The following is a 26,480-nucleotide window of genomic DNA, read 5'->3' on the forward strand; positions in this document are numbered from 1 at the left end:
TCCAGCCATCCCATTACTACCCTGTTAAGATGACTTATATGGTACTCTCTCTATTGTCCCCTAAGATAAAATACCAACGAAAACGCCTTACTAAAATACGCCTCAACAACAGATTTTTCTACTTAAATACAGCTAAAGATCATTTATAACTCAAAGCAAAAACCAAACTTTACAGTCACCAGTTCGGTAAACATCTAAATAAAAAGCATATAACGCTGAAAAATTTGGTTACAATTGTAACTGGATATCTCTTAAACATTCAGGCAGTCACCAAAAGAATAGTGACTATTAAGCTCAATCACTTAGCGTCGACTTTTCATACTAAGCTTGCTGTTGCATACTGTTCATTAGAAAACAGAACAAGCGCACTGTGATGACTTCCCTAAAAGTAATCACCAAATAACTCACGAATGGACCATCTATGAACAGAGTAAGTACTGCACTCCTCTTCAGCGGCCTATTAAGCCTGCTTCCTAATGCTCATGCTCAAGTTGAGCTCGATATTGAAGAGTCCAGAATTGAAAGTGCCACAGCAACACTTCCTGAGGTAACGACTCGATATCAAGGCTTAATTGATAGTTTAAGTTCACAATATCGTCAGGATACAGATGAACTTAACGTCACCAAAATGGCCGCCAGGCAGGGAGAGCGCCTGTGGCAGCAGGCTGTAAGAGATGTTCAATCAGGCAACATAGATGACAGGCCGCTTTATTGGAGTCGTCTCACCATGCTAAAAGAGTTAAAAACAGCTAAATCTGGATTCAATATTGCCCCATGGCAACGAGAGGTACTACTTAATGCCGTGGAAAAATCCTCTCGTGGTTTCAGTAATATAAAATTTGATGATGACACACAAATCAAAGTTTTATTAAGTGGTTTCGATCCTTTTTTCCTCGACCGTAATATAGGTCAAAGCAATCCATCTGGCGTGACGGCTTTAGCCTTAGATGGGTATCGATTTACGGTTGCAGGCAAAAAAGCTCAGATTGAAACTGTGATGATCCCTGTCCGCTTTGCCGATTTTGATGAAGGCCTCATAGAGTCACTACTTACCCCTATATATCGTGAAAACAGTGTCGATATGATATTTACGGTGAGTATGGGCCGGGATGATTTCGACTTGGAGCGTTTTCCAGGCCGTAACAGAAGTGCTGCTGCACCAGATAATCTAAACGTACTCACAGGTGCCAACAAGCAAAACCCTTTGGCGCCTCTCTTTGAAGGAAAAAGCTTAAATGGTCCTGAGTTTGTTGAATTCTCACTTCCAGTTAAAGCGATGCAATCGGCACAAGGTAAGTGGAAAGTTAACGATAACCACAGTGTCACTACGCTAGAGAAAGGCGCATTCGATGCCAGCTCATTAGCCGAGCTAGAGAGTGCGACATCGGTTGAAGGCTCCGGCGGTGGTTACCTCTCAAATGAGATCTCTTATCGCGCAGTCCTACTCGGTCAGCAACTAAACAGTCAGATCCCTGTCGGCCACATACATACTCCTAGAGTCTCAGGCTATGATGCAGAGGCGGAAGCTGAAATCTTAGCCCAAGTAAAAGCTATGGTCATTGCGGCTGCTACAAGTTTATAATCAAGGTGATCCAAAGGTGCTCGGTTTATCCGAGCATCGATTAATAAAAAGATGACTCAGTGGTATTGATGTTTAACTTATTCCGCCCCTCTAGTACTAAAACGCTAAGTAGAAAAACCTTAAAATTGAAACCTAGCACCACTCAAGCTGAGTATTTCAACCTAGCACACACATTTTCTTCTGCACTTCATAACCGAGTCGCTCAGCGAGTTCTTGAGTGTTATGCCATAGCAGAAAAACAGCTCGAACAGGTTTTTCCTAGACCTGAGATCAACTTTAAGCTCAGAGGAAAAAGTGCTGGCACTGCACATCTACAACAAAACCAACTCAGGTTTAACTCCACCTTGCTGACAGAAAATCAAGACGCCTTCTTTGAGCAAGTTATCCCCCATGAGATTTGCCACCTACTCGCTCATCAACTCTACGGCAGAGTTAAACCCCACGGTCGGGAGTGGCAAGCATTAATGGTCACCTTATTTAAATTACACCCCAGCACCACCCACAGCATGAATACCCAATCGGTGGAGGGTAAACAGTTCTCTTATCGATGCGACTGTGGACCCGTTAACCTCAGTGTCAGACGCCATAACAAGGTTGTCAGAGGGGAAACCCAATACCGATGCAGACGCTGTAAGAGAGAGTTAGTGGCTAACTTATAATACCAATCGGTAGAATGAGACTCTTTGCTTTACTGCCTTCATCCCGTAAAATCCCGCTCAAGACAGACAAAGCTCTGCCAACTGCAGTTGGAATGATGGCGTCCCCATCGCTCCTTTAGGGATCAAAATTGAAATCGTTAACTAAAATCGGCCCAGCCTTCTTAATAGGTTTAGGGCTATCTTTGCTATTTTCTGCGCCAACTTATGCCTCAGGCTCTCACCCAAGCAGCTTCTACCAAGCGAAGAAACGTGCAAAAGAGATCTATGCTCGCTCGCTTCCAGCAACCAGCTTCTACTGTGGCTGTGATATCAAAATTAATGGTAAAAAATGGCAAACAGATTTTGAAACTTGTGGTTATCAAGTCAGAAAGCAGGAAAAACGTGCAGCCCGAATCGAATGGGAACATATCGTCCCCGCATGGGAGTTCGGCCACCAGCGTCAATGTTGGCAGGAGGGAGGACGTAAAAACTGTGGAAAAAAAGATCGACAGTTCAAAAAGATGGAGTCAGATCTTCACAATCTAGTCCCAGCTATCGGAGAGGTCAACGGCGACAGAAGTAATTATCGATTCAGCCAATGGAACGCCTCACCTGAGCAGTATGGCCAATGTGCTATAGTGGTTGATTTTAAATCGAGAAAAGCTGAGCCTCCCAGTTATACACGAGGCCAAATAGCGAGAACCTATCTTTATATGCAGCAAGCATATGGTTTAAAAATTGCGAAAAGCCAATTAAAGCTATTTAAGGCATGGGATAAAACCTATCCAGTTGATACTATTGAGTGCAAAAGAGACAGAGAGATAGCTCGCACTCAGGGGAACCATAACCCTTTTGTAAAAAACCTTTGTGACGCACAAGCAAGAACCCAATCTCTTGCTGAGTAGGAATATAGATGAGAATCCCAAGAATATATCAGGCATCGCCATTACAAATAGGCAATCAAGTCGAGCTTGATGATGAACCAGCCTCTCATATCGGCCGAGTACTGCGTATGAATGCAGGCGAGCAGATCAGCTTGTTTAATGGTGATGGCCATGAATACCTGTCAGAGATCACCTCTGCCAGTAAGAAAAATGTCTCTGTTAAGGTCTTATCTTCAACGCTTAATGAAAGCGAATCACCACTCCACCTTCACTTAGGACAGGTGATCTCTCGCGGAGATCGCATGGATTTCACCATACAGAAGTCAGTTGAACTTGGTGTAAATACCATTACGCCACTGTTTTCTGAACGTTGTGGCGTGAAGCTCTCAGGCGAACGTTTAGAGAAAAAGATACAACAGTGGCAGAAAATAGTAATAGGGGCCTGTGAGCAATCTGGTCGCAGTCGGGTACCTGAAATAAGGCCAGCGATGACAATTGAAGCGTGGAGCGCCGAGCAAACCGATGCAACAAAATTGAATCTACACCCAAGAGCCGCCCACGGCATCGGTGGTTTATCGCTAGCATCGCCTACAGTAAGGCTACTTATTGGTCCTGAAGGTGGACTATCTGAAGCTGAGATCATGATGACAGAGCAGTATCAGTTTACAGATGTTCTGCTTGGCCCAAGAGTATTAAGAACAGAAACTGCAGCACTCACAGCCATTAGCGCCTTGCAATTAAGATTTGGAGATATGGGTTAACGTCCCCATATCATAATCACCCCAATTTATGTCCATCGGATCTCGATGGCAGAAGGAAGTATACAGATGATCAAACTCGGCATAGTGATGGACCCCATCAGTGAGATCAATATTAAGAAAGACTCTAGTTTTGCCATGTTACTTGCAGCACAAAGCCGTGGCTATGAACTCTTCTATATGGAGATGAAAGATCTCGCTATGGTCAATGGTGAAGCCATGGCAACCATGCGTGGATTGAGTGTTCAGCAAGATGAAAACAACTGGTTTGAACTGAGCGAACCTGTCGATACTCCACTTGCCGATCTCGATGTGATCTTAATGCGTAAGGATCCCCCTTTCGATACCGAGTTTATCTATGCAACCTATATGCTTGAGCGAGCAGAAGAGGCGGGCGTACTTATTGTCAACAAGCCCCAAAGCCTGCGTGATGCCAATGAAAAACTCTTTACAGCTTGGTTCTCAGAGTTTACCCCTGAAACCATAGTGACGCGAGATGAGAAACGGATCCGTCAATTTCATCAAGAGAAGAAGGATATCATCATCAAGCCATTAGATGGCATGGGTGGCAGTTCAATATTTAGGGTAAAAGAGAACGATCCTAACTTAGGTGTGATTATTGAAACCTTAACTAACCATGGTCAGCAATACACTATGGTGCAGGGATTTATTCCCGATATCACCTCAGGTGACAAACGTATTTTAGTGGTTGATGGTGAGCCAGTACCTTACTCACTTGCACGTATTCCACAAAAAGGGGAGACCCGAGGTAATTTAGCTGCTGGCGGACGCGGCGTTGCACAGCCTCTGTCTGAGAGCGATTGGAAAATAGCACGCACTATCGGTCCAGAACTAAAGAAACGTGGACTCATATTTGTTGGGCTAGATGTTATAGGTGACAAGCTTACTGAGATAAATGTCACTAGCCCAACCTGTATCAAAGAGATTCAAGCAGCGTTCGATGTCGATATAACAGGCATGCTAATGGATGCTATCGAAGCTCGTATTAAGTCGGCATAAAGGCGAATTCAATGACACTAACACGTTCCCTCTTTACCGGTTTGGCTCTCCTATCTAGTACCCTATTGGGTATTGCCCACGCCAATGATGATAGTCCAGGCCTAACCATGATGGGAACGACACCTAGTGTTCCTAAGAATATTGTTATTATGATTGGCGATGGTATGGGTCCTGCCTATACCAGCGCTTACCGCTACTACAAAAACAACCCTGATACAGAAGAGATTGAACAAACTGTTTTCGACAGGTTACTCGTTGGCAGCGCCAGTACATACCCAGCTAAGGTCAGCGGTTATGTAACAGATTCAGCAGCTGCTGCAACCGCACTGGCAACAGGGGTTAAATCCTATAATGGCGCCGTATCTGTCGATATCCACAAGCAGCCAATAACAACCATTATGGAGCAAGCAAAAAAGCGAGGGCTTGCAACAGGCATTGCGGTCACATCACAGATTAATCATGCAACACCAGCGGCTTTCCTTACTCATAATGAGAGCCGCCGAAATTATGATGAGATAGCAAAAAGCCTATTACATACTTATACCGATGTGATGCTAGGTGGTGGGCAAAGGTATTTTCCCCCTAAGCTAATTCAGCAGTTCGAAGCTAAAGGTTATCAGTATCTTTCAGATTTTTCCCAACTAGAAACAGCAAGTTCACCTAAGGTAATCGGCCTATTTGCTGACGTACAGCTACCTTGGGCTATCAATGAAAAAGGCGCCCACAAGCTGAGTAAGATGACCAGTAAGGCACTGGAACTCTTATCTGAAAACCGAGATGGGTTTGTACTACTGGTTGAAGGCAGTCTTATCGATTGGGCTGGACATAATAATGATATTGTGACAGCAATGGCTGAAATGGATGAATTTGCTAATGCCATTGAAGTTGTTGAGCAGTATACCCGCCAACATAACGATACCTTAATGCTAGTAACTGCCGATCATAATACTGGTGGCTTAAGCATAGGAGCTGAAGGGGAATATATTTGGAAAACAGATATCATCAATGGTGTGTCAACTAGCCCAGATGTGATTGCTACGCGCGCGCTCAAACATGATAATTGGCAAACAAAAGTCAGTGATGATCTTGGCTTTAAGTTAAGTCAGAATGAAGAGACTCAACTCTCGCTAGCTCGCATGCAGGGAGTAGAAGTGATGACTACCGCTATTAAAAAATTGATCGATACTCGCTCATTTACAGGCTGGACAACTGGAGGGCACACTGGAGTTGATGTACAAGTATTTGCGTCAGGTCCCGCTTCAACTCTCTTCAGTGGTTTTCAAGACAACATAGATATCGCCAACAAGCTGATGAGCTTACTCCCCAAAGAAGCTAAAGCTGTAGGTAAAATAAAAGAATCAGCAACCATTGAAGTGGATGATACTAACGTCAAAGACGCTGTCGCAGCGACCCCCCTCAATAATTAACCTAGCTAATCATTCGGGAGCTAAGCTGTGCACAATGACACAAACTTTAGCTCCCCAGCTTACCGAGTTGCGGGATCTGTTCTGCAGGCCATACTCGACTAGCCTCAATCATGTTCAAGATCTGAAAAACCTTATCTTCATCCAAAGGTTTAGAGTAGAGATACCCCTGTGCTAATTCACACCCCATCTCAGCTAAGCAATCAGCCTGCTCCTGTACCTCTATCCCCTCAGCAACCACAGTCCTCCCTAAGTTATGGGCAAGATCGATAACCGTACTCACAATATGTGAATCCACACTTTCATTGAGTACTTCTGAGGTGAAGCACCTATCTATCTTTAAGACATCGAAGGGAAGTTGTTTCAGGTAGCTCAAAGATGAGTAACCAGTACCAAAATCGTCAATCGCGATACGCACCCCTAACTGCTTCAGGGATTTCATCGATGACATGGCCAGATCCACCTGCTCTATCACACTCTCCTCCGTGACTTCCAATAGCAGACTTTGGGGAGGAAGTTCGTACTTGGCCAGAATATGCTGAACCAAGGGGATTAAACCAGGATCCATATAGTGCTTAGCTGAAAGATTCACCGCAAGGTACAGATCATTCCAGCCCTGTTTTCGTAGGCGGGATAACATAGCTCCCCCCTCCTCCAACACATAGTTTCCCACTTGAATGATCGCCTCACTATTTTCGATGTTAGGAATAAAATCCCCAGGCATGATTAAGCCTCGCTCCGGGTGGAACCAACGAATAAGTGCTTCAAAACCTTTAAGCTTTGCATCAGGCAATCCAACAATAGGTTGCAGAAACAGAGATAATTGCCTCTCCTCAATAGCCGCACCTATATCTTGTTCAATCATCAATTTATTGTTCGCTTTAAGCAGCATATCTTCAGTAAAGACACGATAATTACTACGCCCAGCGTCTTTAGCCTGATACATAGCCAGATCGGCATACTTAATAAGTTCATCTGCCCTAACATTCATACTCTTGCAATAGGCAACACCGATACTGGTCGTCACGATTAACTTATGGTTCCCCAAGGCAACTGGCTGCTGCAGTGCAGAAAATATCTTATGGATCACTTTGCGAACATCTTGATCTGAACGTATCCCTCTAAGCAAGATAAGAAACTCATCACCTCCTTGTCTAAATACTGTGTCCATCGCTCTCACGCTATTGTTGAGCCTAGTTGCGACTATTTTTAATAACTCGTCACCTTGTGTATGACCTAAGGTGTCATTAATGCGTTTAAACTCATCTAAGTCTAAATACATCAAAGCAACCTGATCATGAATACGACCCACGCAAGCGATGGTTTTATTAAGTTCATGCATCAGCATCGCTTTATTAGGAAGACCTGTCAGAGTATCTAACATCGCCAGCCTCTCTAACTCGGCAGTGTATTCATCAACTTCGAGCTCAAGATGCTGAAGTCTATCCGCAAGTTGATGGGTCGCGCTGTTTATCTGATCCACCTCATCAATAAAGAATGATGCTCTTTTAGGAGATTGTTGCTTCAAAATCTCAAAGTCATGCTCCGCAAGCAGTGGCAACATGCTGGCATGTCGACTTAGACTGACCACAGGGCTCCAGGCCACTAAGATGACTAAAAAACCAGATAAGAGTAACGATATCAGCAAGGTGCCTAACATACTTTCTTGAAATTCATTCAAGAGTAGTTGCCAATTATTGATATTATTGATCACCAGTATCGACGGGGAGTTAGGTAGCTGAGCTAACGGAAATATCCAGATGGCGGAATACTCATTATTAACTTCATAAACCCCACCTTTATTGGCAATATGCTCCCATGAAAAATATTCAGCGGCTTGCTCTAATAGGGGAAGGCTTGTACGTTTATTGCTTAAGCTGTATAGCTCTCTAGCCCAATAATTACGACCAACAGGACTATCCAATTTAGGGCCTAACACAGCTAGTTCGAAGGTTTCATTAACCCGAAATATTGACAAGATGTCGGTGAGTTCTAACTCCAAAAACAGCAAAAAAGGATCACCATTAATTAAGTTTGGTACTAGCACCTGAATGACACATTCATGGTGACAAACAATCCGCCAATGTGGCTCGACACTAACTGGACTGGTTTCAAACCATTGAAGATCTTCGGAGTCAATCGCTTTTCCAGCATGAGCTAACACCTCTCCAGAGGGAGACATTAAACGCATAGAACCCAACTCCCAATAGAGCTGAATATCAGGCCAACGATTATCCAACATCCTCTGATATTGGCTTATATCCGTTGTTACGCTGCTCTCTTCACTTATCAACAAGGCTATCTGCTGTGCGGCTATCAGTGAATTATCGACGGTAAGAGAGATAGCGCTATCAAGGTTTTGAGATAATTGATTTCTTTGAGTCTCGAGAAGATAGCTCTGCTGGTTGAGCAGTTGACGGAAGGTAAACGCCCCCAATATGCCTCCCAAGATGGTAAACATCATTAAGACAGCCACCAAAAGCTTCCACTTTAGACTAACAAAAAAAGTTCTACCGTCGGACGCTGTCATCAACTTACCACTGGAATCGATATGAAACTTGCAGAGCAAACATAGACCAATTTTTTGCCTGCACTGAAGGGTTGGGGTATACCACAGGAGTGACCCAAGAGGCTCCCTCTACTTGATGATACTCCACAGCTAAAAGCCAATCATGGCTAGGAAACCAACGTGCTCCTATGGTCCAGTCATCGGAATAAGCAAAGTAGGCAGGAATGCCTGTACTATTCTCATAATCCTGCCCATCTTTATCGTCAGTATTATCAATGTGCTTATCGAATCGAATGAATAACTCCACCTCATGGGGGAGATAGGTACGAAAATCCAGATAGTAACCTAAACTAGGCTCCTTAAGCTCACCAAACTGTGCAGGAAAAACTAGGCCATTAATGATCCTGTCACCGGTTACATACTCACCCGTTAACTCAAAGTTCTGGTATCTAAACTGTCCGGAAAACACCCAGTTGATCAGCTGAATATCTCCCGGAAAGTAATTGCCAATCATTGGCGGTACGTAACTCACCTCTGCATCATAATAGGTCATCCCTAGGCGCATATAGTTATTTTGAAACTCTATATCCGCAGCATAATAATGCTCAGAATCGAACTCCCCAAGTTCTGTCCCTCCCATAACATTGCGCTCTAAATCTTCAGTAACATCTACTTTCCCAAAAGTAAGATGCCAATCCAGTGTCCCATCAAAGATCTGATGTACACCAAATAGATCGCCTCCCTCTACGTGCAGTTGAGCATCTCTGAAATAATCACTATAGATCGACTGAGGTAGCATGATACTGGGTCGAGTGAAAGGCACATCACGAGTGCTAGAGTAAAAACCTGCTTCATTTTTAAATAAACCGCCGCGCAGCCCCAAGGTTTCATCGCCAAAATGATAGGTATATTCTGCGAATAGATAGTCAAACTTCACTTTCGAATCGTAGAGCTCCCCCCACTGCCTAAAACTAAGTGCACTGGCAACTCTAAAGTGCTCCATTGGCTTCCATGAAACCCCAAAAGCTGCTTCAGTAATATCGAAAGCATGATCATCACTGCCCACAATGAACTGGGTATCATCGGCAACGATAGCTCCTTGCCCTATAAAGCCATTAAATTGCAGTTCCGATGCGGAGGTTATTGACGATGTACTCAGCAAAATAAGTGAAGCAAAGAACCTAACGGGTATAGACATACAAACCTCCCGCTACTGATGCCGTATTACTGATGTAACCGATAGCACCAGGAGTTTGTAAAATTAACTGTTTCATCTCAGCCTCAGATCTTAAAATTTGCGGTCTCTCCCCTGTACCGGAAAAAACCAAACGGTCCCAGCGTCTTTGCAGCATATAGGGCATCATATCCAGCTGCTGGAAGCAGAACTCTTTATGTAGCTCGGAACTTGGATGAAGGATGAAAACATGGATCTTATTACCATCTGGCCAATAAGTTTTCTGCATAGAAAAGATGAGTCTTAACTCTTTTGCTGGAAGGGGAAAATCAACTGCAGAATCATTCACTATGACTTGCGCCGCAATCGAGTGAGCACAAAAAAGGTAGAACAGTAACATCCATGTAGCCAATAGGCGCATTCAAGGGTCTCCTACATTAATACGTTCGCCATAAACTCCATGGCCTTACCTAATACCAACACATACTTTAGCCAGTACTTAATCGCTCTCAACTAAAGCTTAGGCAAAGAAATCCTATGTCGCTTGAATATTTACATAAACTATTTTAGATTTTATCTCATTCAACCATATTCAAAACTCTTCAACTTCCTTAAGCCTCTAAAAAGGCAATAAGACTCTCAGCTCCCCCTCAGCGAGAAAACGATTCAAAGATTTATCTCTTCGTTGTAAACCCTGTATTCACCTAGGCTATACCAAACAATCACCATATTATTTGTATTAAAGCTGTTAGTTAATGAGGCGAGCTATCACTTGGGTTCTCCCTCCACAAAATCACACAAATAGTAACAATTACGTTTGAAATACAGATCCATTTAAATCTATTACTATCGCTATCTATTTTTGCGATATAATTGCCGACAAACTTAATCAAACGTGATCGTCAGTGCTAACTAATCCATCTCAACTTATTCTTAAGAATAGCGACCTTTTTACCAACCAAAATGTATTAGTTCTCAACTGTGAAGGCGATCTGTTACCTAAACAACTGCTTGAGATAGCCTCTTGTGTGACGGCCCTTTCATTGGATTTTCATCACCACTTAGTGATGAGTCAGCACAGCTCACCTAATCTGGCACTGCATTTTGGTCATCAACTTCCCAACGCCGATCAAACATTCGATAGTGTGATCATCTACTACCCCAAAGCTAAAGCCTTGGCTGGATACTTACTTAACCTTGCCGGACAACACCTCAAAGTAGATGGTGAATTAATCGTTGTAGGAGAGAATAAAGGTGGAGTGAAATCCATTGTTAAACAGATACCAGACTACTTCGACACGCCTTTTAAACGCGATAACGCCAGACATTGCCTGCTTTTTACCAGCCAACTCACTCAAAAAGCACCAAATATTCGGCTAAATGACTGGGTAAACAGCTATCAACTTGATACTCCTCAAGGCGAACTCACCATCTGTAATTTAGTCGGAGTATTCAGTGAGAAACGACTCGATGAAGGAACAAAGTTACTGCTCTCGCACCTACCAAGATTATCGGGAAGAGTATTAGATTTTGGTTGTGGAGCTGGTGTCATTGCTGCAGCGCTGCTTAAGGCCCAACCAGAGCTAGAGATTGAGTGTGTGGATATCAATGCTATGGCACTAAAATCCTGCGAATTAACACTCGAGGCGAATAACTTTACAGCTAAGGTCTACCCATCTGATGGCTTATCCCAGACTCAAGGACGTTTTGACGGCATTATCTCTAACCCTCCTTTTCATGATGGATTAAAAAGTACCACGGATATCGCGAAAACCTTTGTAAAGGAAAGTGTGCAAAAGCTAAAAAATGGTGGAGGTTGGCATATCGTTGCAAATCGACACTTACCCTATAGCGACACAATTGCCGAATTTTTTGGTCAGGTAAATGTGCTAGCAGAAAACAACAAATACAAAATTTACTCAAATAAAATAAAGCATAACTAGACGAACAAACTAAAATTTCGAGTGGTGACCAAATCCAGCACCACTCCGACTTTTCTGCCTCTTTTCTAAAATCACTTCTATTATAAAATAAACAAGTTAGATTGGATCACTTTTCGGCTTCTTAAGCCTTCTAAGGCTAAACTTTATACTGTTATACTCAAAACCAAAGAAATAATAAAAATAACAGATCATCCCAAACGGAATTATATATGTTGGCTCCAGAACTCATTGAATTAAGTGTTGATAATAAATTTGTTGAATTTAAGGTGATCCCCAATACTCATGGCCCCATTTCTGAAAGCGCGGTGATGGCTCTTCTGGCACTACCTGAATTCAATCAGCTACACCCATTAGAGAATATTATTGAAAAAGCGATCACTCAGGTTAATCAGCTATGTGATCAGGAAGATGGTCAATTCGAGCAGTTTTTCAAGATAGCCGAACGTATTGATGGCCAGATAAATGTCAAGATTGCCGAAGATAAGATGTCGGCAAAAATGGAGCTAACTGCACCTTGGGGTGGAGAGAAGGTCACTATTCAAGGGATTCTTCAAGCACTAAAGGCCAGCAATGTCTGTATGGGCTTGAGTAAAATAAAGATACAAGCACTACTCAAAGAGCTATCAAGAAAGCAAGCAGGCGAAACCTGTGAATGCGTTATTGCCACAGGAAAACAGAGCATCAATGGAGACAACGCTTCGATAGAGAGAAAGGTCCCTCTTGCCAGAGAGAGGTTACTACAACCGCAAGAAAGAGAAGATGGCACTGTCGATATGCACAACTTAGGCTCTGTCATCATGGTCGATCCCCAAGATCTGCTAATAGTTAAACACCCCGCGACAGAGGGAACCAGCGGTTACAATATCCATGGAGAGATTTTAGAGCCTGTTCCCGGTAAAGATCTCCAGCTTATCCCAGGCAATGGAACTGAACTTTCAAGCAGCAATCCCAACCATCTTATCGCCAGCGTTTCTGGCCAGCCTGTTGAAACAAAAACTGGTATGCAAGTCGATGATGTGCTGAACATTAAGGATGTTGATGTCGGCTATGGAAATGTCGACTTTAAGGGCAGTATTCTCGTCACAGGCGATGTTCATGAAGGTATGGTAGTAAAGAGTACTGGTGATATTACCGTAATGGGTTTCGCAGATTCAGCAACACTCATTGCTGATGGGGACGTCATTGTCAGTAAAGGGATTATAGGCAGGCAGCTCAAAGAGAAAGAGCTATCAACCAAGATTAGAGCCAAGGGGCAGATCTGCGCGCAGTTCATTCAATATTCAGATCTCGAGGCTGAGGGGGAGATCTTAGTGACCAAACAGCTACTCCACAGCTATACCAAGACTAAACAAACACTCATTGTTAGTGATCCAAATGGTCGACGAGGCGATCTGGTTGGCGGTATTGCTAAGGCTGATAAATCGGTGATTGCCGTGACCATAGGCGCCACAGCTGGAACTAAAACTGAGATATTCTGTGCCAGGAGACAAAACGAGCTTAAGGAGAGGTCAAAAGAGTTAGATCAGAGCATCAAAGCTATGGTCGTAACAAGCCTAGATCTCGAAGCAAGGATGCGCAAACTTCCACCAAAGAGTGAATGGCAAGGCGATGAGATGATGGTTGAACAAGTGCAGATGATGCTTGATGAAAAAGCGGAGCTTGCTAACCGCCGCGTGAGAGAAGAAGCAGAGTTTGGACAACTTCAAGGTGAAATAGAGAATTACTACCGTGAATGCCATGTTGAAGCCCATAAACATATCTTTGCCAATGTAGAACTACATATCGGGCAAGCCTTTAACCGTACCCAACGTGAACACGGCACTTGCATGGTCTTCAACCAAGGCAAAGAAGTCAGATTTGATTACGAAACCAAACATTAGCCTTTTTTAGAGCGGACAGTGACAAGTGTCCGCTCGCATCCCCCTAAGATTCCATGCATAATCTCCTGCTATATCTCAACTCACATCATGCTAAGAGAACATAGTGGAACTATTAAGAATCGATTGTTTAGGAAAGGAGCTAAGGCTAGAGGGCTCGATGGCTGGCTGGCAGCAGCTCTTTTGGGGTGGTGAGCTAGTATCTGTTAAACAAGCATCGGTCGATAATGAAGGCCTGAAAAATCATCAATTTGAACTCAGATCGCAAACAGCGAAAGTCGACTCGACTCAAGCAGTATCTGCCGACTCTATTGCATCAGCAGAGCAAGTAAAAACGATCTTTGTTAATCTTGAAATCGATCTCCAATGGCAGCCTTTTAATCTCGATTATCGTTTAATTGTCGACGACAACATTGTCACTACAGGAACAAGAAACAGTAAAGATATTGAGCGCCAAACGCCTGTGACTCCCATTGAAGTAAAGCGTCAATTTAGTCTTATAGGCCTAGCTTCCTTGGGTTTTAAGCTGCTTAAAAGTGCAAAAGTTATTAAGGTTGTACTGGCAGGAGCCAGTGTCGCAGCATACTCTTGGTTATTCTCTTTCCAATTTGCACTAGCCCTTATCGCCTGTCTGGTTTTTCATGAATATGGCCATATTCGAGCCATGAAATATTTCGGTATGAAAACCAAAGGAATCTACCTTATCCCCTTTATGGGAGGCCTGGCGCTCAGCGATGAAAAGATCAATACCCGTTGGCAAGATGTAGTGATATCCATCATGGGACCCACATTTGGCCTCTTAATGTCAGTGATAGCCTTAGTGGCTTTCTGGATAACAGATAACCCCTTCTTTGCCGGTTTAGCTGCCTTCAATGCCCTACTCAACCTCTTTAACTTACTCCCAATATTGCCATTAGATGGCGGCCATATATTAAAGAGCGTAAGTTTCTCCATGAACAGTATTATGGGGTTAGCAGCCTGTGTTGCTGGCGCAGCTATTGGAGTTTACATCAGCTACACCTTAGGGTTAGCCCTATTAGGTTTCTTACTATTAATCGGCAGTGCAGAGATTGTTTTTGAGTGGAAGGCCCGTCATCAGAGCCACCTACTTCCACTAGACAGATATGGCCAAATATTCTCTACCATTTGGTACCTACTAACTGTCGGCTCCTTGATTGGCATTATCTGGTACTTAGCTGGAACCGGTGACGATATGCTGAGCTTACCGTTACAGATATTACAGAGTTAAGTCCAAATAATAGTAACGCCCTTCGGGGCGTTTTATTTAGCTAATAGAGCAATAGAATCACTAAGCCAGCTCCCCATAAATCCCCTCTTAATGAAATTTATCCAGTAACTCCTCCTAGCCTACTAATATTAAAATCACAATAGATAAATTGTTTTATGCCAATGAAACATCTATAGATTTAACCAAAAAAATCATTTATGTTAAAAAAATCGCAACAAGCAGGATATAAAACCAAAAGTCAGGGAAAGGGCAAAACAATAACACACAAACACAGCGACGTTATGATACCTCTCCCTTAATATCCCCGGAATGGCCAACATAAGGTCACCAAGTACTTTTATCCTGACAAACATATAACCAATCATTACCGGAGAGATGATAATGCGAAATACAATCTTAATCGGATGCAGTGTTATTATTGCAGCATGCGGTGATAAAACCCCCGACATCCCCCCACCAGAATCTCGACCAGCAAAATTAATGACGGTAACAGTCAGTGGTGAAGCCGAAAAGCGTAGCTTCCCCGCCTTGGTCGTCGCCGACGACAGTGCCGTGCTCACCTTCAGAGTTCCCGGGCAGTTAAAACAGATGCAGGTAAAAGCCGGTATGCAGGTAACAGCGGGCCAAACCTTAGCGGTACTAGATCAACAGGAACTCAAACTGCAACTCGCCCAAGCTCAAGCCAGCTATGATCTGGCTAAGGTTCAGTTTGAACGAACTGCTGGTTTACGCAAAGATTTTGTCGTTTCTGAGCAAGATTATGAGCAAGCCGAATCTAAACTCAATGAGGCGATCGCTAACCGAGAGCAAGCCTTTGCCAACCTTGGCTACGCCACCTTACATGCTCCCTATGACGGTGCAATCTCATTAAGACATAAAGAGAACCACGAGTATGTTGCAGCCAATGAGCCTGTAATGAATATACAAACCAGTGACATAGTCAACGTCTCTTTCCAACTACCAGAGCGACTAGCCGGGCAGATCAATCGAAAGCAACAAACAGCCATTGCCGATATCGTTTTTGATACCTATCCAGATAAAACCTTCAGCGCCATGCTCAAACAGATAGATACCGAAGCCGATCGAAAAACCGGTAGTTATAAGGTCACACTCACACTAAAGCGACCTGAAAACGTCAATGTCCTCCCAGGCATGTCCACAACCGTTACCGTGCCTATAAAGGCAGCAGTTAGCTCCCTCATTCCTAAATCAGCCCTACTCAAAAGCGAGCCTGAACTGCATAAAGTATGGCAAGTAGGTGAAGATGGGCGAATTAGTGAATCTTTAATCACTCTGAATGACGATCGCTTGGTGGGAGGATTACAAGATGGTGATGTGATTGTACTTTCAGGTGTTGAATATCTAAATGAAGGCGATAAAGTCACCCCTTGGGTTAAGGAGCGTGGACTATGAAACATCCTCAATATCTTACACTCAAACTGCTCTTTGCAAGCTTGCTACTTTCCGCTTGTAACAATCAGCAGAAGCTCAACACAATTGCCGACCCGGTTGTCACAGTGATGACAATCAACGAAGTCGCCCCATCACCACGAATGCAATTCCCCGCCGTTGCGGCTGCTGCAGATAGATCTGAACTGGCCTTTAGAGTCTCTGGGGAGATAACCCAAATTAACGTCAAACCTGGTGATATGGTTAAAAAAGATCAGGTGCTGGCATCCTTAGACACAACCGATTACCAACTCTCACTCGATGATGCAAAAACCCGTTATAAACTAGCTCAAAGTCAATTCAGCCGCGCCGCTAAATTAGTCAAAACAGGATCATTGGCACAGTCACAATATGATGAGCTTAAAGCTCAGCGAGATATCGCCAAAGCAGATCATGACCTCGCCGCCCTCAAATTAAGCTATACCAAACTATTGGCTCCATTCGACGGTGTTGTATCTCGAGTTCCAGCCTTGGCTTTCGAAGTTGTTGGTGTAGGCCAAAGCATCATGAATATTCACAATGTCTCCGATGTAGATATCAAAATTCAGGCTGCAGACATACTTTACGTCAATCACAGTAACAGAGAGTCAGAAGAGACACTAGCAGAGGTCGATCCCCGTGTCGTACTCGATGATGGTAAAGAGTACCGTTTGAAAATGAAGGAGTTTACCGTAGAACCAGATCCAACATCAGGTGCATTTTTGGTGACCTTAACCATGCCAATGCCCAAAGACAGGATCATTCTTGATGGCATGAGCGTCGATGTGAATGCTAGCGGGGAAGGTTTACTTGCCTACAACGCAGGAGCGATGGAGATCCCTATCGAGGCAGTATTTAATGCCGATGGCGATCCCCTCGATGCCAACGAGCAGTATGTCTGGATCTTGGATGACGATAATAGAGTCCATAAACAGAAAATAGAGGTAGAAAAGCTGACACCGACAGGCATTAGGGTCATCAACGGGATCGTTAAAGGCGAGCGCTTGGTAACCTCTGGAGTCAACAAACTAGTCGATGGACAACTGGTTGTCATCAAGGGCGAGGAAAATAGATAATGAAACAGAATATCGCCACATACTTCATAAAAAACAGCGTAATAAGCTGGATGATGACACTGATTTTCCTTATCGGTGGCACAGTCTCCTTCTTTGGACTCGGGCGACTGGAAGACCCCGCTTTTACCATTAAAGATGTCATGATCGTCACCGCTTACCCAGGGGCGACACCTCAACAGGTTGAAGAGGAGGTGAGTTATCCTCTAGAAAAAGCAGTTCAGCAGTTGGTCTATGTCGACAAGGTGCAATCGATCTCCAGCCGAGGTCTGTCACAAATAACCGTCAGCATGAAAAACAATTATGGCCCTGACGATCTCCCTCAGATCAAAGATGAGATGCGACGCAAAGTCAATGACATCAAAGAGACTCTACCACCTGGGGTCAATACGCCTCAGGTCTTAGATGATTTTGGTGATGTTTATGGTGTTCTACTTGCCGTTACTGGTGATGGTTACGCTTACTCAGAACTCAAAGATTATGTTGACTACCTAAGACGAGAGCTTGAGCTCGTTGATGGAGTGGGCAAAGTACAGGTCTCAGGCGTTCAACAGGAACAGGTCTTTATCGAAATTTCAATGCAGCGGCTCAGTAACTTAGGGATCTCTCCCCAAACGCTGTTTCAGTTACTCGAAACCCAAAATACCGTCACCAATGCTGGCGCTGTCCGCATTGGCAGCGAATATATCCATATCCAAACCACTGGTGAGTTCCAGTCGGTACAGGAACTTGGCAACCTTATCATCAACAACTCAGGTACTGAGGGGTTAATATACTTAAGAGATGTCGCTGATATTAAGAGAGATTATCAAGAGGTTCCCTCTAATCTGGTGACCTACAACAACAGACTAGCACTCAATCTAGGGATCTCCTTTGCAAATGGAGTCAACGTTGTTGAGATAGGAAAAAGTGTCGATCGAAGGCTAGATGAGCTAAGAGAGTTTCAACCCATAGGTATCGATATTGGCCGAGTTTACAATCAACCTACTGAGGTCGATGGCTCAGTACAAGGCTTTGTCGTCAGTCTAGGTGAAGCCGTTGCGATCGTTATCCTAGTGCTTCTGCTATTTATGGGCTTAAGATCTGGCCTATTGATCGGTTTGATTCTACTTCTAACCGTATTGGCCACCTTTATCTTTATGCGGTATTTCAATATTGACCTGCAGAGGATCTCCCTTGGGGCTCTAGTGATCGCATTAGGAATGCTGGTGGATAACGCCATTGTGGTCGTCGAAGGTATCTTAGTCGGGCTTAAAAAAGGCAGAACACGCTTAGAAGCCGCTTCAGATATTGTTACCCAAACACGTTGGCCTCTTCTGGGCGCTACCGTAATAGCCGTCACAGCTTTTGCGCCTATTGGTCTATCGGATGATGCCACCGGTGAGTACTGTGGCACCTTGTTCTCCGTGCTATTAATCTCACTCATGATGAGCTGGTTTACCGCCATCACTCTGACGCCATTTTTCGCCAACCTATTTTTCAAAGAGGAGCCAGCAAGCGATAATGATAAGGAATACGATCCCTATCAAGGTGTCATATTTGTCATCTATAAGCGCTTTTTAGAATTCTGCATTCGCCGGGCTTATCTCACCTGTGCAGTGCTCGTTATCGCATTAGTCAGCTCAATCTATGGCTTTAGTTTTATCAAGCAAGCCTTCTTCCCCTCCTCCACCACTCCAATGTTTATTGTCGATATCTGGATGCCGGAAGGCACAGATATCCATGCGACATCGGAGAAGCTGGCTGAGCTGGAAAACTGGATGCTGCAGCAAGATGATATCGAGTATGTCACCACCAGCGCAGGGGCTGGTAATCAGCGATTTATGCTGACCTATACGCCGGAAAAAAGTTACTCGGCCTACGGTGAGCTTATTATCCGCACAGACAGTTATCAAAGTGTCTTACCTAATATGGAAAAGATACGAACTGAAATGAACAAGAACCATCCTGAGCTTCAATACAAGCTCAAACGAGTGGAGTTAGGTCCATCAGCGGGATCTAAAATTGAAGCGAGAATTATTGGTTCAGATCCACAAGTTTTACGCACCATAGCGGCGCAATATACCGCCGTGATCAAAGCCGACCCTCAAGCTGTTAATATTCGTCATGACTGGCGTGAGCGTACTAAGTTAATTGAGCCTCAATTTAACGAGAGCCAAGCCAGACGTTACGGTATAACTAAGCAAGATGTCGATAACCTACTAGAGATGACCTTTTCCGGACGCTCAGTGGGACTATACCGGGATGGTACCTTGCTAATGCCCATCGTTGCTAGGCTACCTCAAGAGGAGAGAGTCGATGTGAATACTATCGAGGGGATTAAGATCTGGAGCCCGTCGCTGCAGCAGTATGTACCTCTGCAACAGGTCACACTAGGCTACACCATGGCCTGGGAAGATCCCATCATAGTGCGTAAAAACAGGAAGCGTATGTTAACGGTAGCAGCAGATCCCGATCCTCTTGGAGATGAGACCGCTGCTAGCTTACAAGCAAGGATCCAGCCTCTGATTGAGCAGATAGAGCTTCCAAAGGGATACTCTCTGGAATGGGGAGGTGAATATGAGTCTTCAGGCGATGCCCAAGCATCTCTGTTCAGCTCCCTGCCTATGGGCTATCTGTTTATGTTCTTAGTCACCATATTGCTGTTTAATTCAGTCAAAGACTCATTAATTGTCTGGATGACAGTCCCATTGGCGATTATCGGTGGCACAGCAGGGCTGCTGGCTCTCAATACACCGTTTGGATTTATGGCACTGTTGGGATTCCTTAGCCTGACAGGTATGTTGATTAAAAACGGCATCGTCTTAGTCGATCAGATCAATATTGAGCTCAAAGAGGGTAAAGACGCCTATCAAGCTGTTGTCGATGCGGCGGTGAGCCGTGTTAGACCTGTGTGTATGGCAGCCATCACCACCATACTGGGTTTGCTACCACTGCTCCCTGATGTATTTTTCCGTCCCATGGCGGTCACCATCATGTTCGGTCTCGGCTTCGCTACTGTTCTTACATTGATCGCTGTCCCCGTGTTTTATCGCTTAGTTTACAGAGTGAAACTCCCAACCAACTGATAACAACAAGCTTTGTCCTAGGTAGACACAAACATCTCGCTTCCCGAATGTTTGTGTCTGACTTTTAAAACAAAGATGACACCAATCACGGACATTCGAACAACATTTCGATAAGACAGGGAAAACCCAATACGAGGGAGAGGAGAAATAGAAAAAATTGACCATCATTCAGACATAAAAAAACCTGCTCGAGGGCAGGTTTTTCTATTTTAATTGGTACCGGAGGACGGACTTGAACCGTCACGCTCGAAAGCAACGGATTTTGAATCCGTCGTGTCTACCAATTCCACCACACCGGCATCATTAAATAGACTTACTAATATCCTGAGGAGCTCAGTAAGTGATGGCGATTATACCTTTGCCGCCGATAATGGCAAGCCTTTAAAAGCCATAAATATACTAACTGAGTACTTTTCACTCTTATCACTTGCCGTTTGCTTATAACATAAGCTCAATGCTTATTTGGCATACCTAAAAAGCAAAACGCTAACATCAGCTATCTGTAACAACTCAAACACGATCAAGTTCAAACTTTTAGCAATAACCACCCAAGCCATTAACGATCCCACCGATTTTATTGATCGAGATCAGCTTACACAGGCTTAAACAAAGCTAATTTAGAGAAAAGCGAATATTTTGAAAGAGGACTTCACCATGGCTTTCTGGCTAGATCTAATGTTTGGTAATCCGATAGGGCTTCTATCTATGATAGTTATCTTCTGCACTATAGGGATAATGTCATATTTGATGTGGATGTTTATTCAAAAGTCCAAGCCTGAATAAGTTTTCGGTGAAAAAGCGTAGCCAATTCGCTTTTTCTAATGCAAAGGGGCTCTGCAATTAACAAGAGCCCCTATTTTTATGCCTGTTTTATTTCAGAACTTAATCAATATTAAGCTGCATGCTTACGCGGGCTAACCATATTATTTGCAAAAGTAGGTCTGGCCTTTATCAAGTTTTGCATCTCCTCCTGACTAGGCTCGCCCACTGGCAGTCTTAATACCTGGCGATTCAGGTAGGTTCTAGCCCGCATAGAGATCTTATAGTCTGCAGTAGGACCTTGGATGGCGTAATGCTTCTGATTACCTAAACTTTCAATGATATTCGCTGCCAAGAGGCTTTTAACTGCAGGCTCACCTTGAGGTAAGGTTAATATGGTCTCGCCTTGAAGAAAAAACTCCCTTAATAGCGCACGTTCTGCTGGATCTAATAATCTCACTTTCTCTTCAATCACTTCAATGATACGTTTACCTTTAAGGTATGTAATTGCTTCATCAAGAAAGTAGTTCAATACCTGAGTTAGCAGGTATGCAACACCGATAATGAGCCCTAAACCAATAAAGTGTGCATTAGCCGTCACAGCAGTATCGAGATTTAACATCTGCAATAGAGATTCTGGCATAAAAAGAAGCGCACCACTCACTATCGCCAACCATAACATTAGATTAAAGCTCAACTGTTTAGAGCTTAATTGCTTAACATTTTTAGATTTAAGTACCTGCATATACAGACCTAGTGTCAATAAACTGAACAGGCCTAAATCCAAGCAATATTAGTGCCATAAAAATCAACTGATATAAGATTGGCAATATTTCTACTTTTTTATTTGTTTATAACGGATTGAAAGCAACGTTAAGCTAATTATCCGTCTATGCTTATAACAATAAAAATTCGCACATTCTAAGCAGTTGTGAAATATTGAGCTAAGAGATCTCTTTCAAAGCGCAAGAAAAGGATTAATGCAGACATTCACTAGCCAGCTGATTCATAGCCCTATGGGTTTTAAGCTAACGCTATCAATTATAATTTTTAGCTCGTTAATCACCATATTAACAACTGGCTTTCAACTCGTAAGTGACTATAAAAGCGATGTCGATAGGATCGGCCGACAATTTGATAACATAGAGAAAGTAAACCTAGATGTGTTAGCGGCTAGCATCTGGGTGATAGATGAGCGTCTTATCAACACTCAACTTCATGGCCTTATTCAGCTCCCCGATATCACCTATATCTCAATCAATGATGATAGCGGTCAAGAATGGATTGAAGGAGAGCCATCACTAGAAAATACCATAGAGAGAGTTTTTGAGCTCTCATACCAATCTGGAAACGAACAGATCCCCGTAGGCACTCTTCTTATCCAAGCAGATCTCAAAGCTGTGTATGACAAGCTGTTAGATCGCGCCATTATTATCTTACTAACGAACGCAATAAAAACCTCTATTGTCGCTGGATTTATACTCTTCCTCATCTGGTATATGGTTACTCGTCATCTGCACCGTTTAAGCCAGTACTGTCAAAATATCGACCTTGACTCCCCTTTCCAGCCGTTAAGTTTCGAGCAAAACGAAAATAAAAATGATGAGTTTCGTCAAGTTTCCCTCGCTATTAACACCATGCAGCAACAGTTAAGGGCCTCCTTCTCCGATATCAAGCGCTCTAAACAGGAGCTGCAAGATGCTCTCACAGATAGAGAAAGGTTATTAGCACTAGAAACCAGCTATAAAGAGGAGCTTTCCAGTCAAGTTAAAGAAAAAACTCAGGAACTTGAGCAATCGGTTTTAGTTTTAAAACGCGCACAAGAGGTGTTAGTTGAGCAGGAGAAGATGGCGGCGCTCGGCGGCTTAGTCTCAGGAGTTGCCCATGAGATAAACACTCCCATAGGGATATGTTTAACGGCGGCCAGCTCGCAACTAAACCATATCGATGAACTGATAAAGGTCATTCACAGCGAACATGCCACCTTAGAGGAGCTAAACTCTATTCTAGAGGAGCATCAGGTAAGTTGTGAGCTCATTGTCAACAACATTACCCGTGCTAGCAGCCTCATTCAAAAATTCAAAACAGTGGCGGCTCAACAGAGCCAAGAGGAGAAACGCAGCTTTAACCTCCAACAAGAGCTGGTAGATAGTCATGAATCAGTCAAGGTGCTGTTCCCTGAAATTAAGGTAGAACTCCAACTGGATCTAAACCCGGCTCTCTGTATTAAAACAAACCATAATCTGCTGAAGCAGATCATCACCAATGTGCTTTCTAATGCTTACTCACACGCCTTTAAGCATGTTGATACTCCTGTGATTAATATTAAGGCTCAACTCGATGAACAGCAGCTTAATATCTTTATTCAGGACAATGGTTCTGGTATCAATGAAGAGGACGCCACTCGTATTTTTGAGCCTTTCTTTACCACATCACGACATAAGGGGGGAACTGGCTTAGGCCTGTCCGCAGCCTTTAATGCGACCACTCTGCTCAAAGGCGGCATTAAATTGGTTAAGAACTCGGAATTAGGCGGAGCCTGCTTTCATATCGACTTCCCCGTCGATGCGGGAGAGGAGGAGCAAGTTGACTCAGATATCTTTTTCGAAAACTTAGATTAATACCTAACACAAGCCCTACTTATCTGTATGAAGTAGGGCTAAACAAGATGACTAACGATTCAAATACTTTTCACACGTTAATGTGCAGATAGCTAAGATAACCCCAACCGCCTTCTCCATGGATTCGACACAGATATATTCATGCTTCCCATGAAAGTTATGCCCACCGGTAAAGATGTTCGGACAAGGTAGATCCATATAGGAGAGCCTAGCCCCATCGGTACCGCCTCTGATTGGTTTAACTAGCGGCGTGATCCCTTGAGACGTTATCGCCTCTTTAGCAATATCGACAACATGCGGGTGAGGGATAATCTGCTCCTTCATATTAAAATAACTGTCTGTTATCTCAATCTCTAAGCTGCCCACCACCAGATCGGCGTTATAACTATTTACCCGCTCTGTTAGCCAGCGCTTTCTTTGTTCGAAAATATCGATATCGAAATCCCGAATAAGGTAAGTTAATTCAGCTTCCTCTGTTTGTCCTTGCATATTCACAAGATGAAAGAAACCATCATAATCTTTACTGCCTTCCGGTGTATCTTGCAGAGGCATTTTAGCGTGAAAACGCGCCGCCATGGTCTGCGCATTCACCATCACACCATAGGCTGTCCCAGGGTGACAGTTATTCCCTTTAGCTCGGATAACTGCCGTTGCCGCATTAAAGTTCTCGTACTCAAGCTCCCCTAACTCCCCACCATCTATGGTATATGCCCACTGTGCACCAAAACCTGAGACATCAAAGTGATCGGCTCCTCTGCCTATCTCTTCATCTGGTGTAAAACAGAGTCGAATCTCTCCGTGAGGGATCTCTGGATGCTCAATAAGATGAGCTAAGGCTGTAATAATTTCGGCGATCCCAGCCTTATCATCCCCACCTAACAAAGTGGTTCCATCTGTAGTGATAAGGGTTTGACCAACATAATTAAGCAGACTTGGAAACTGCTCAGTACTCAGTAGATCACTGTCACCTAGCAGAATATCTTCCCCATCGTAGTCTTCAATAATTTGAGGGGTGATATTAGCCCCGCTGAAGTCGGGAGCCGTATCAAGATGAGCGATAAAACCAATACAGGGCACGCCATCAACTGTTTTTGGAACACTCGCAGTCAAATAACCTAAACCGCTTAATTCAACGCGTTCAAACCCAAGTTGCTCAAGCTCCTGCTTTAAAATACCTGCAAACTCAAGCTGCGAATCACTGCTCGGAGAGCGAGTATTACTAGCCTTAGATTGAGTATCAATCTTTATATAACGTAGAAAACGCGTTAATAATGCTTGTCTCATAACGGGGTGACCTAAAATAAAAAGTGGCCAGATTCTAACAAGGCAGTCATTACAATCATTAGACCTAAATCAAAGTTTACAGGATTTGAAGTGTGATCAGGATAAAAAGGACTAAGGGAATATCTTAAATAGAGGAGCAAATAACCAAGCGTAACCTAAACAACAAATTACGCTATTATTTTGATTGGTGTTAATTATCAATCAGCCTTTTTAGCTAACTTAATCAACACTCTACTGGCGGCAATAAAACCGAAAGTACCAGTAACAACGGTTACAGCACCGAAACCAGAAGCACAGTCCATTCGCATACTTCCTTCGGCGTCGGCTTTAGTATTACATACACTGCCATCGGCCTGAGGGTAGACCAGTTGCTCAGTTGAAAAAACCGCTTCAATGCTAAAACGTCGCTGTAGATTTTTAGAAAAATTATACTCACGCCTCAATATATTACGTACTTTTGCCAACAGAGGATCTTGGTAAGTTTTAGCAAGGTCGGTAACCTGAACTTGGGTTGGATCAACCTGTCCACCAGCACCACCAACGGTAACAATAGGCAGCTTCTGTCGCTTGCACCAAGCGATCAAAGCCGCTTTAGGTTTGACTGCATCGATACAATCGATCACAAAATCTAAATTCCCTTCCCGTTTTCTACCCATGAAGTAGTCACCTAGGTTTTCTGGCGTAATGAAGTCTTCAACCTGATTAACCTTACAATCTGGGTTGATCTGTAAAATACGCTCAGCCATCACCTCAACTTTAGACTCGCCTATTGTCTCTTTTAGGGCATGGATTTGACGGTTAGTATTTGTCACACAGATATCATCGAGATCAATCAAGGTGACCTCACCAATTCCACTTCTGGCTAGAGACTCAGCAACCCAAGTTCCCACACCACCTATGCCAACAACAGCAACATGAGATTGAGAAAACCGCTTCAGAGCCTTTTGACCATATAAACGACCAATACCAGCAAAACGATTAATATAGGCTTCAGAAAGCACCATCTCTTCCAACACAAACTCCAAAAACAATATTCTAACGGCCTAATCCCGCCCCACTTTATAGCGCGGTGAAAGTCAGCAAACATAAAAGTTGAGCAATTTTATCTTATTTCAATCTTAATAACTAAAACTTGTTTTGCTGGCGCCAAATTACACACCTGTTAAGCCCGCTCGCAAAAAGCAAACAA

The 26,480-nt window shown here is 43.5% G+C and carries 20 protein-coding genes and 1 tRNA gene; 14 read left to right on the forward strand and 7 right to left on the reverse strand.

Annotated features, from left to right (window positions below):
* Positions 1-421: 421 nt before the first annotated feature.
* The 6 genes from K0625_RS02785 to K0625_RS02810 all read left to right on the forward strand — a co-directional run bounded on the left by K0625_RS02785 (position 422) and on the right by K0625_RS02810 (position 6,309).
* Entirely contained in the window at positions 422-1,582 is a 1,161-nt protein-coding gene (locus K0625_RS02785) for a PA0049 C-terminal domain-containing protein (RefSeq protein WP_220108277.1), read from the forward strand.
* Positions 1,583-1,650: 68 nt separating this feature from the next.
* Entirely contained in the window at positions 1,651-2,241 is a 591-nt protein-coding gene (locus tag K0625_RS02790; protein ID WP_220108278.1) for a SprT family zinc-dependent metalloprotease, read from the forward strand.
* Positions 2,242-2,387: 146 nt separating this feature from the next.
* Positions 2,388-3,125, forward strand: coding sequence for an endonuclease (locus K0625_RS02795; protein ID WP_333473832.1), 738 nt, complete (start codon positions 2,388-2,390; stop codon positions 3,123-3,125).
* Positions 3,126-3,133: 8 nt separating this feature from the next.
* Positions 3,134-3,865: a 16S rRNA (uracil(1498)-N(3))-methyltransferase gene (gene rsmE, locus K0625_RS02800; RefSeq protein ID WP_220108279.1), complete on the forward strand. Its 732-nt coding sequence runs from the start codon at positions 3,134-3,136 to the stop codon at positions 3,863-3,865.
* 66 nt (positions 3,866-3,931) lie between these two features.
* A complete protein-coding gene (gene gshB, locus K0625_RS02805; RefSeq protein ID WP_220108585.1) occupies positions 3,932-4,882 on the forward strand; it encodes a glutathione synthase in 951 nt (316 codons plus the stop codon).
* 11 nt (positions 4,883-4,893) lie between these two features.
* Positions 4,894-6,309 carry an alkaline phosphatase gene (locus tag K0625_RS02810; protein WP_220108280.1) on the forward strand — a complete coding sequence of 472 codons (1,416 nt, stop codon included), beginning with the start codon at positions 4,894-4,896 and terminating at the stop codon, positions 6,307-6,309.
* A gap of 46 nt (positions 6,310-6,355) precedes the next feature.
* Here K0625_RS02810 and K0625_RS02815 read toward each other — a convergent pair whose 3' ends face one another.
* Genes K0625_RS02815 through K0625_RS02825 form a run of 3 tightly spaced genes read right to left on the reverse strand, consistent with a single transcriptional unit; the run spans position 6,356 to position 10,410 of the window.
* Positions 6,356-8,782 carry a putative bifunctional diguanylate cyclase/phosphodiesterase gene (locus K0625_RS02815; RefSeq protein WP_333473829.1) on the reverse strand — a complete coding sequence of 809 codons (2,427 nt, stop codon included), beginning with the start codon at positions 8,780-8,782 and terminating at the stop codon, positions 6,356-6,358.
* 58 nt (positions 8,783-8,840) lie between these two features.
* Entirely contained in the window at positions 8,841-10,013 is a 1,173-nt protein-coding gene (locus tag K0625_RS02820; protein ID WP_220108282.1) for a hypothetical protein, read from the reverse strand.
* Positions 9,997-10,410 (reverse strand): type 2 periplasmic-binding domain-containing protein, encoded by a 414-nt coding sequence (locus K0625_RS02825; protein WP_220108283.1) that lies wholly within the window; start codon positions 10,408-10,410, stop codon positions 9,997-9,999. Before K0625_RS02825 ends, K0625_RS02820 begins: the two co-directional genes overlap by 17 nt.
* Positions 10,411-10,894: 484 nt before the next feature.
* On the opposite strand from K0625_RS02825, the gene K0625_RS02830 reads away from it, so the two are divergent.
* The 6 genes from K0625_RS02830 (at position 10,895) to K0625_RS02855 (ending at position 20,627) form a co-directional block, all read left to right on the forward strand.
* Positions 10,895-11,932 carry a methyltransferase gene (locus K0625_RS02830; RefSeq protein ID WP_220108284.1) on the forward strand — a complete coding sequence of 346 codons (1,038 nt, stop codon included), beginning with the start codon at positions 10,895-10,897 and terminating at the stop codon, positions 11,930-11,932.
* A gap of 209 nt (positions 11,933-12,141) precedes the next feature.
* Positions 12,142-13,812, forward strand: a complete 1,671-nt coding sequence (locus K0625_RS02835) for a flagellar assembly protein A (protein ID WP_220108285.1) — start codon at positions 12,142-12,144, stop codon at positions 13,810-13,812.
* 103 nt (positions 13,813-13,915) lie between these two features.
* Complete coding sequence (locus K0625_RS02840) at positions 13,916-15,058, forward strand: site-2 protease family protein (RefSeq protein ID WP_220108286.1); 1,143 nt, start codon at positions 13,916-13,918, stop codon at positions 15,056-15,058.
* A gap of 381 nt (positions 15,059-15,439) precedes the next feature.
* Positions 15,440-16,471 (forward strand): efflux RND transporter periplasmic adaptor subunit, encoded by a 1,032-nt coding sequence (locus K0625_RS02845; RefSeq protein ID WP_220108287.1) that lies wholly within the window; start codon positions 15,440-15,442, stop codon positions 16,469-16,471.
* Positions 16,468-17,562 carry an efflux RND transporter periplasmic adaptor subunit gene (locus K0625_RS02850; RefSeq protein ID WP_220108288.1) on the forward strand — a complete coding sequence of 365 codons (1,095 nt, stop codon included), beginning with the start codon at positions 16,468-16,470 and terminating at the stop codon, positions 17,560-17,562. The genes K0625_RS02845 and K0625_RS02850 overlap by 4 nt, the downstream gene beginning before the upstream one ends.
* Positions 17,562-20,627 (forward strand): efflux RND transporter permease subunit, encoded by a 3,066-nt coding sequence (locus K0625_RS02855; RefSeq protein ID WP_220108289.1) that lies wholly within the window; start codon positions 17,562-17,564, stop codon positions 20,625-20,627. Before K0625_RS02850 ends, K0625_RS02855 begins: the two co-directional genes overlap by 1 nt.
* A gap of 214 nt (positions 20,628-20,841) precedes the next feature.
* Here the strand turns inward: K0625_RS02855 and K0625_RS02860 are convergent.
* Positions 20,842-20,926, reverse strand: a tRNA-Leu gene (locus K0625_RS02860).
* Between the two features lie 355 nt (positions 20,927-21,281).
* Here K0625_RS02860 and K0625_RS02865 point away from each other — a divergent pair.
* Positions 21,282-21,410: a DUF3149 domain-containing protein gene (locus K0625_RS02865; RefSeq protein ID WP_012326731.1), complete on the forward strand. Its 129-nt coding sequence runs from the start codon at positions 21,282-21,284 to the stop codon at positions 21,408-21,410.
* Between the two features lie 109 nt (positions 21,411-21,519).
* Here the strand turns inward: K0625_RS02865 and K0625_RS02870 are convergent, their stop codons facing one another.
* Positions 21,520-22,131, reverse strand: a complete 612-nt coding sequence (locus K0625_RS02870; protein ID WP_220108290.1) for a superinfection exclusion B family protein — start codon at positions 22,129-22,131, stop codon at positions 21,520-21,522.
* Positions 22,132-22,366: 235 nt separating this feature from the next.
* On the opposite strand from K0625_RS02870, the gene K0625_RS02875 reads away from it, so the two are divergent.
* Positions 22,367-24,007, forward strand: coding sequence for a sensor histidine kinase (locus tag K0625_RS02875; protein WP_220108291.1), 1,641 nt, complete (start codon positions 22,367-22,369; stop codon positions 24,005-24,007).
* 51 nt (positions 24,008-24,058) lie between these two features.
* On the opposite strand, the gene pepT is transcribed toward K0625_RS02875, so the two are convergent.
* On the reverse strand, positions 24,059-25,291 hold the full coding sequence (gene pepT, locus K0625_RS02880) for a peptidase T (RefSeq protein WP_220108292.1): 1,233 nt from the start codon (positions 25,289-25,291) through the stop codon (positions 24,059-24,061).
* 197 nt (positions 25,292-25,488) lie between these two features.
* Positions 25,489-26,295, reverse strand: coding sequence for a tRNA cyclic N6-threonylcarbamoyladenosine(37) synthase TcdA (gene tcdA / locus K0625_RS02885; RefSeq protein ID WP_220108586.1), 807 nt, complete (start codon positions 26,293-26,295; stop codon positions 25,489-25,491).
* Between the last annotated feature and the right edge of the window lie 185 nt (positions 26,296-26,480).

Source organism: Shewanella nanhaiensis (assembly GCF_019457885.1).
GTDB classification, from domain to species: Bacteria; Pseudomonadota; Gammaproteobacteria; order Enterobacterales; family Shewanellaceae; genus Shewanella; species Shewanella nanhaiensis.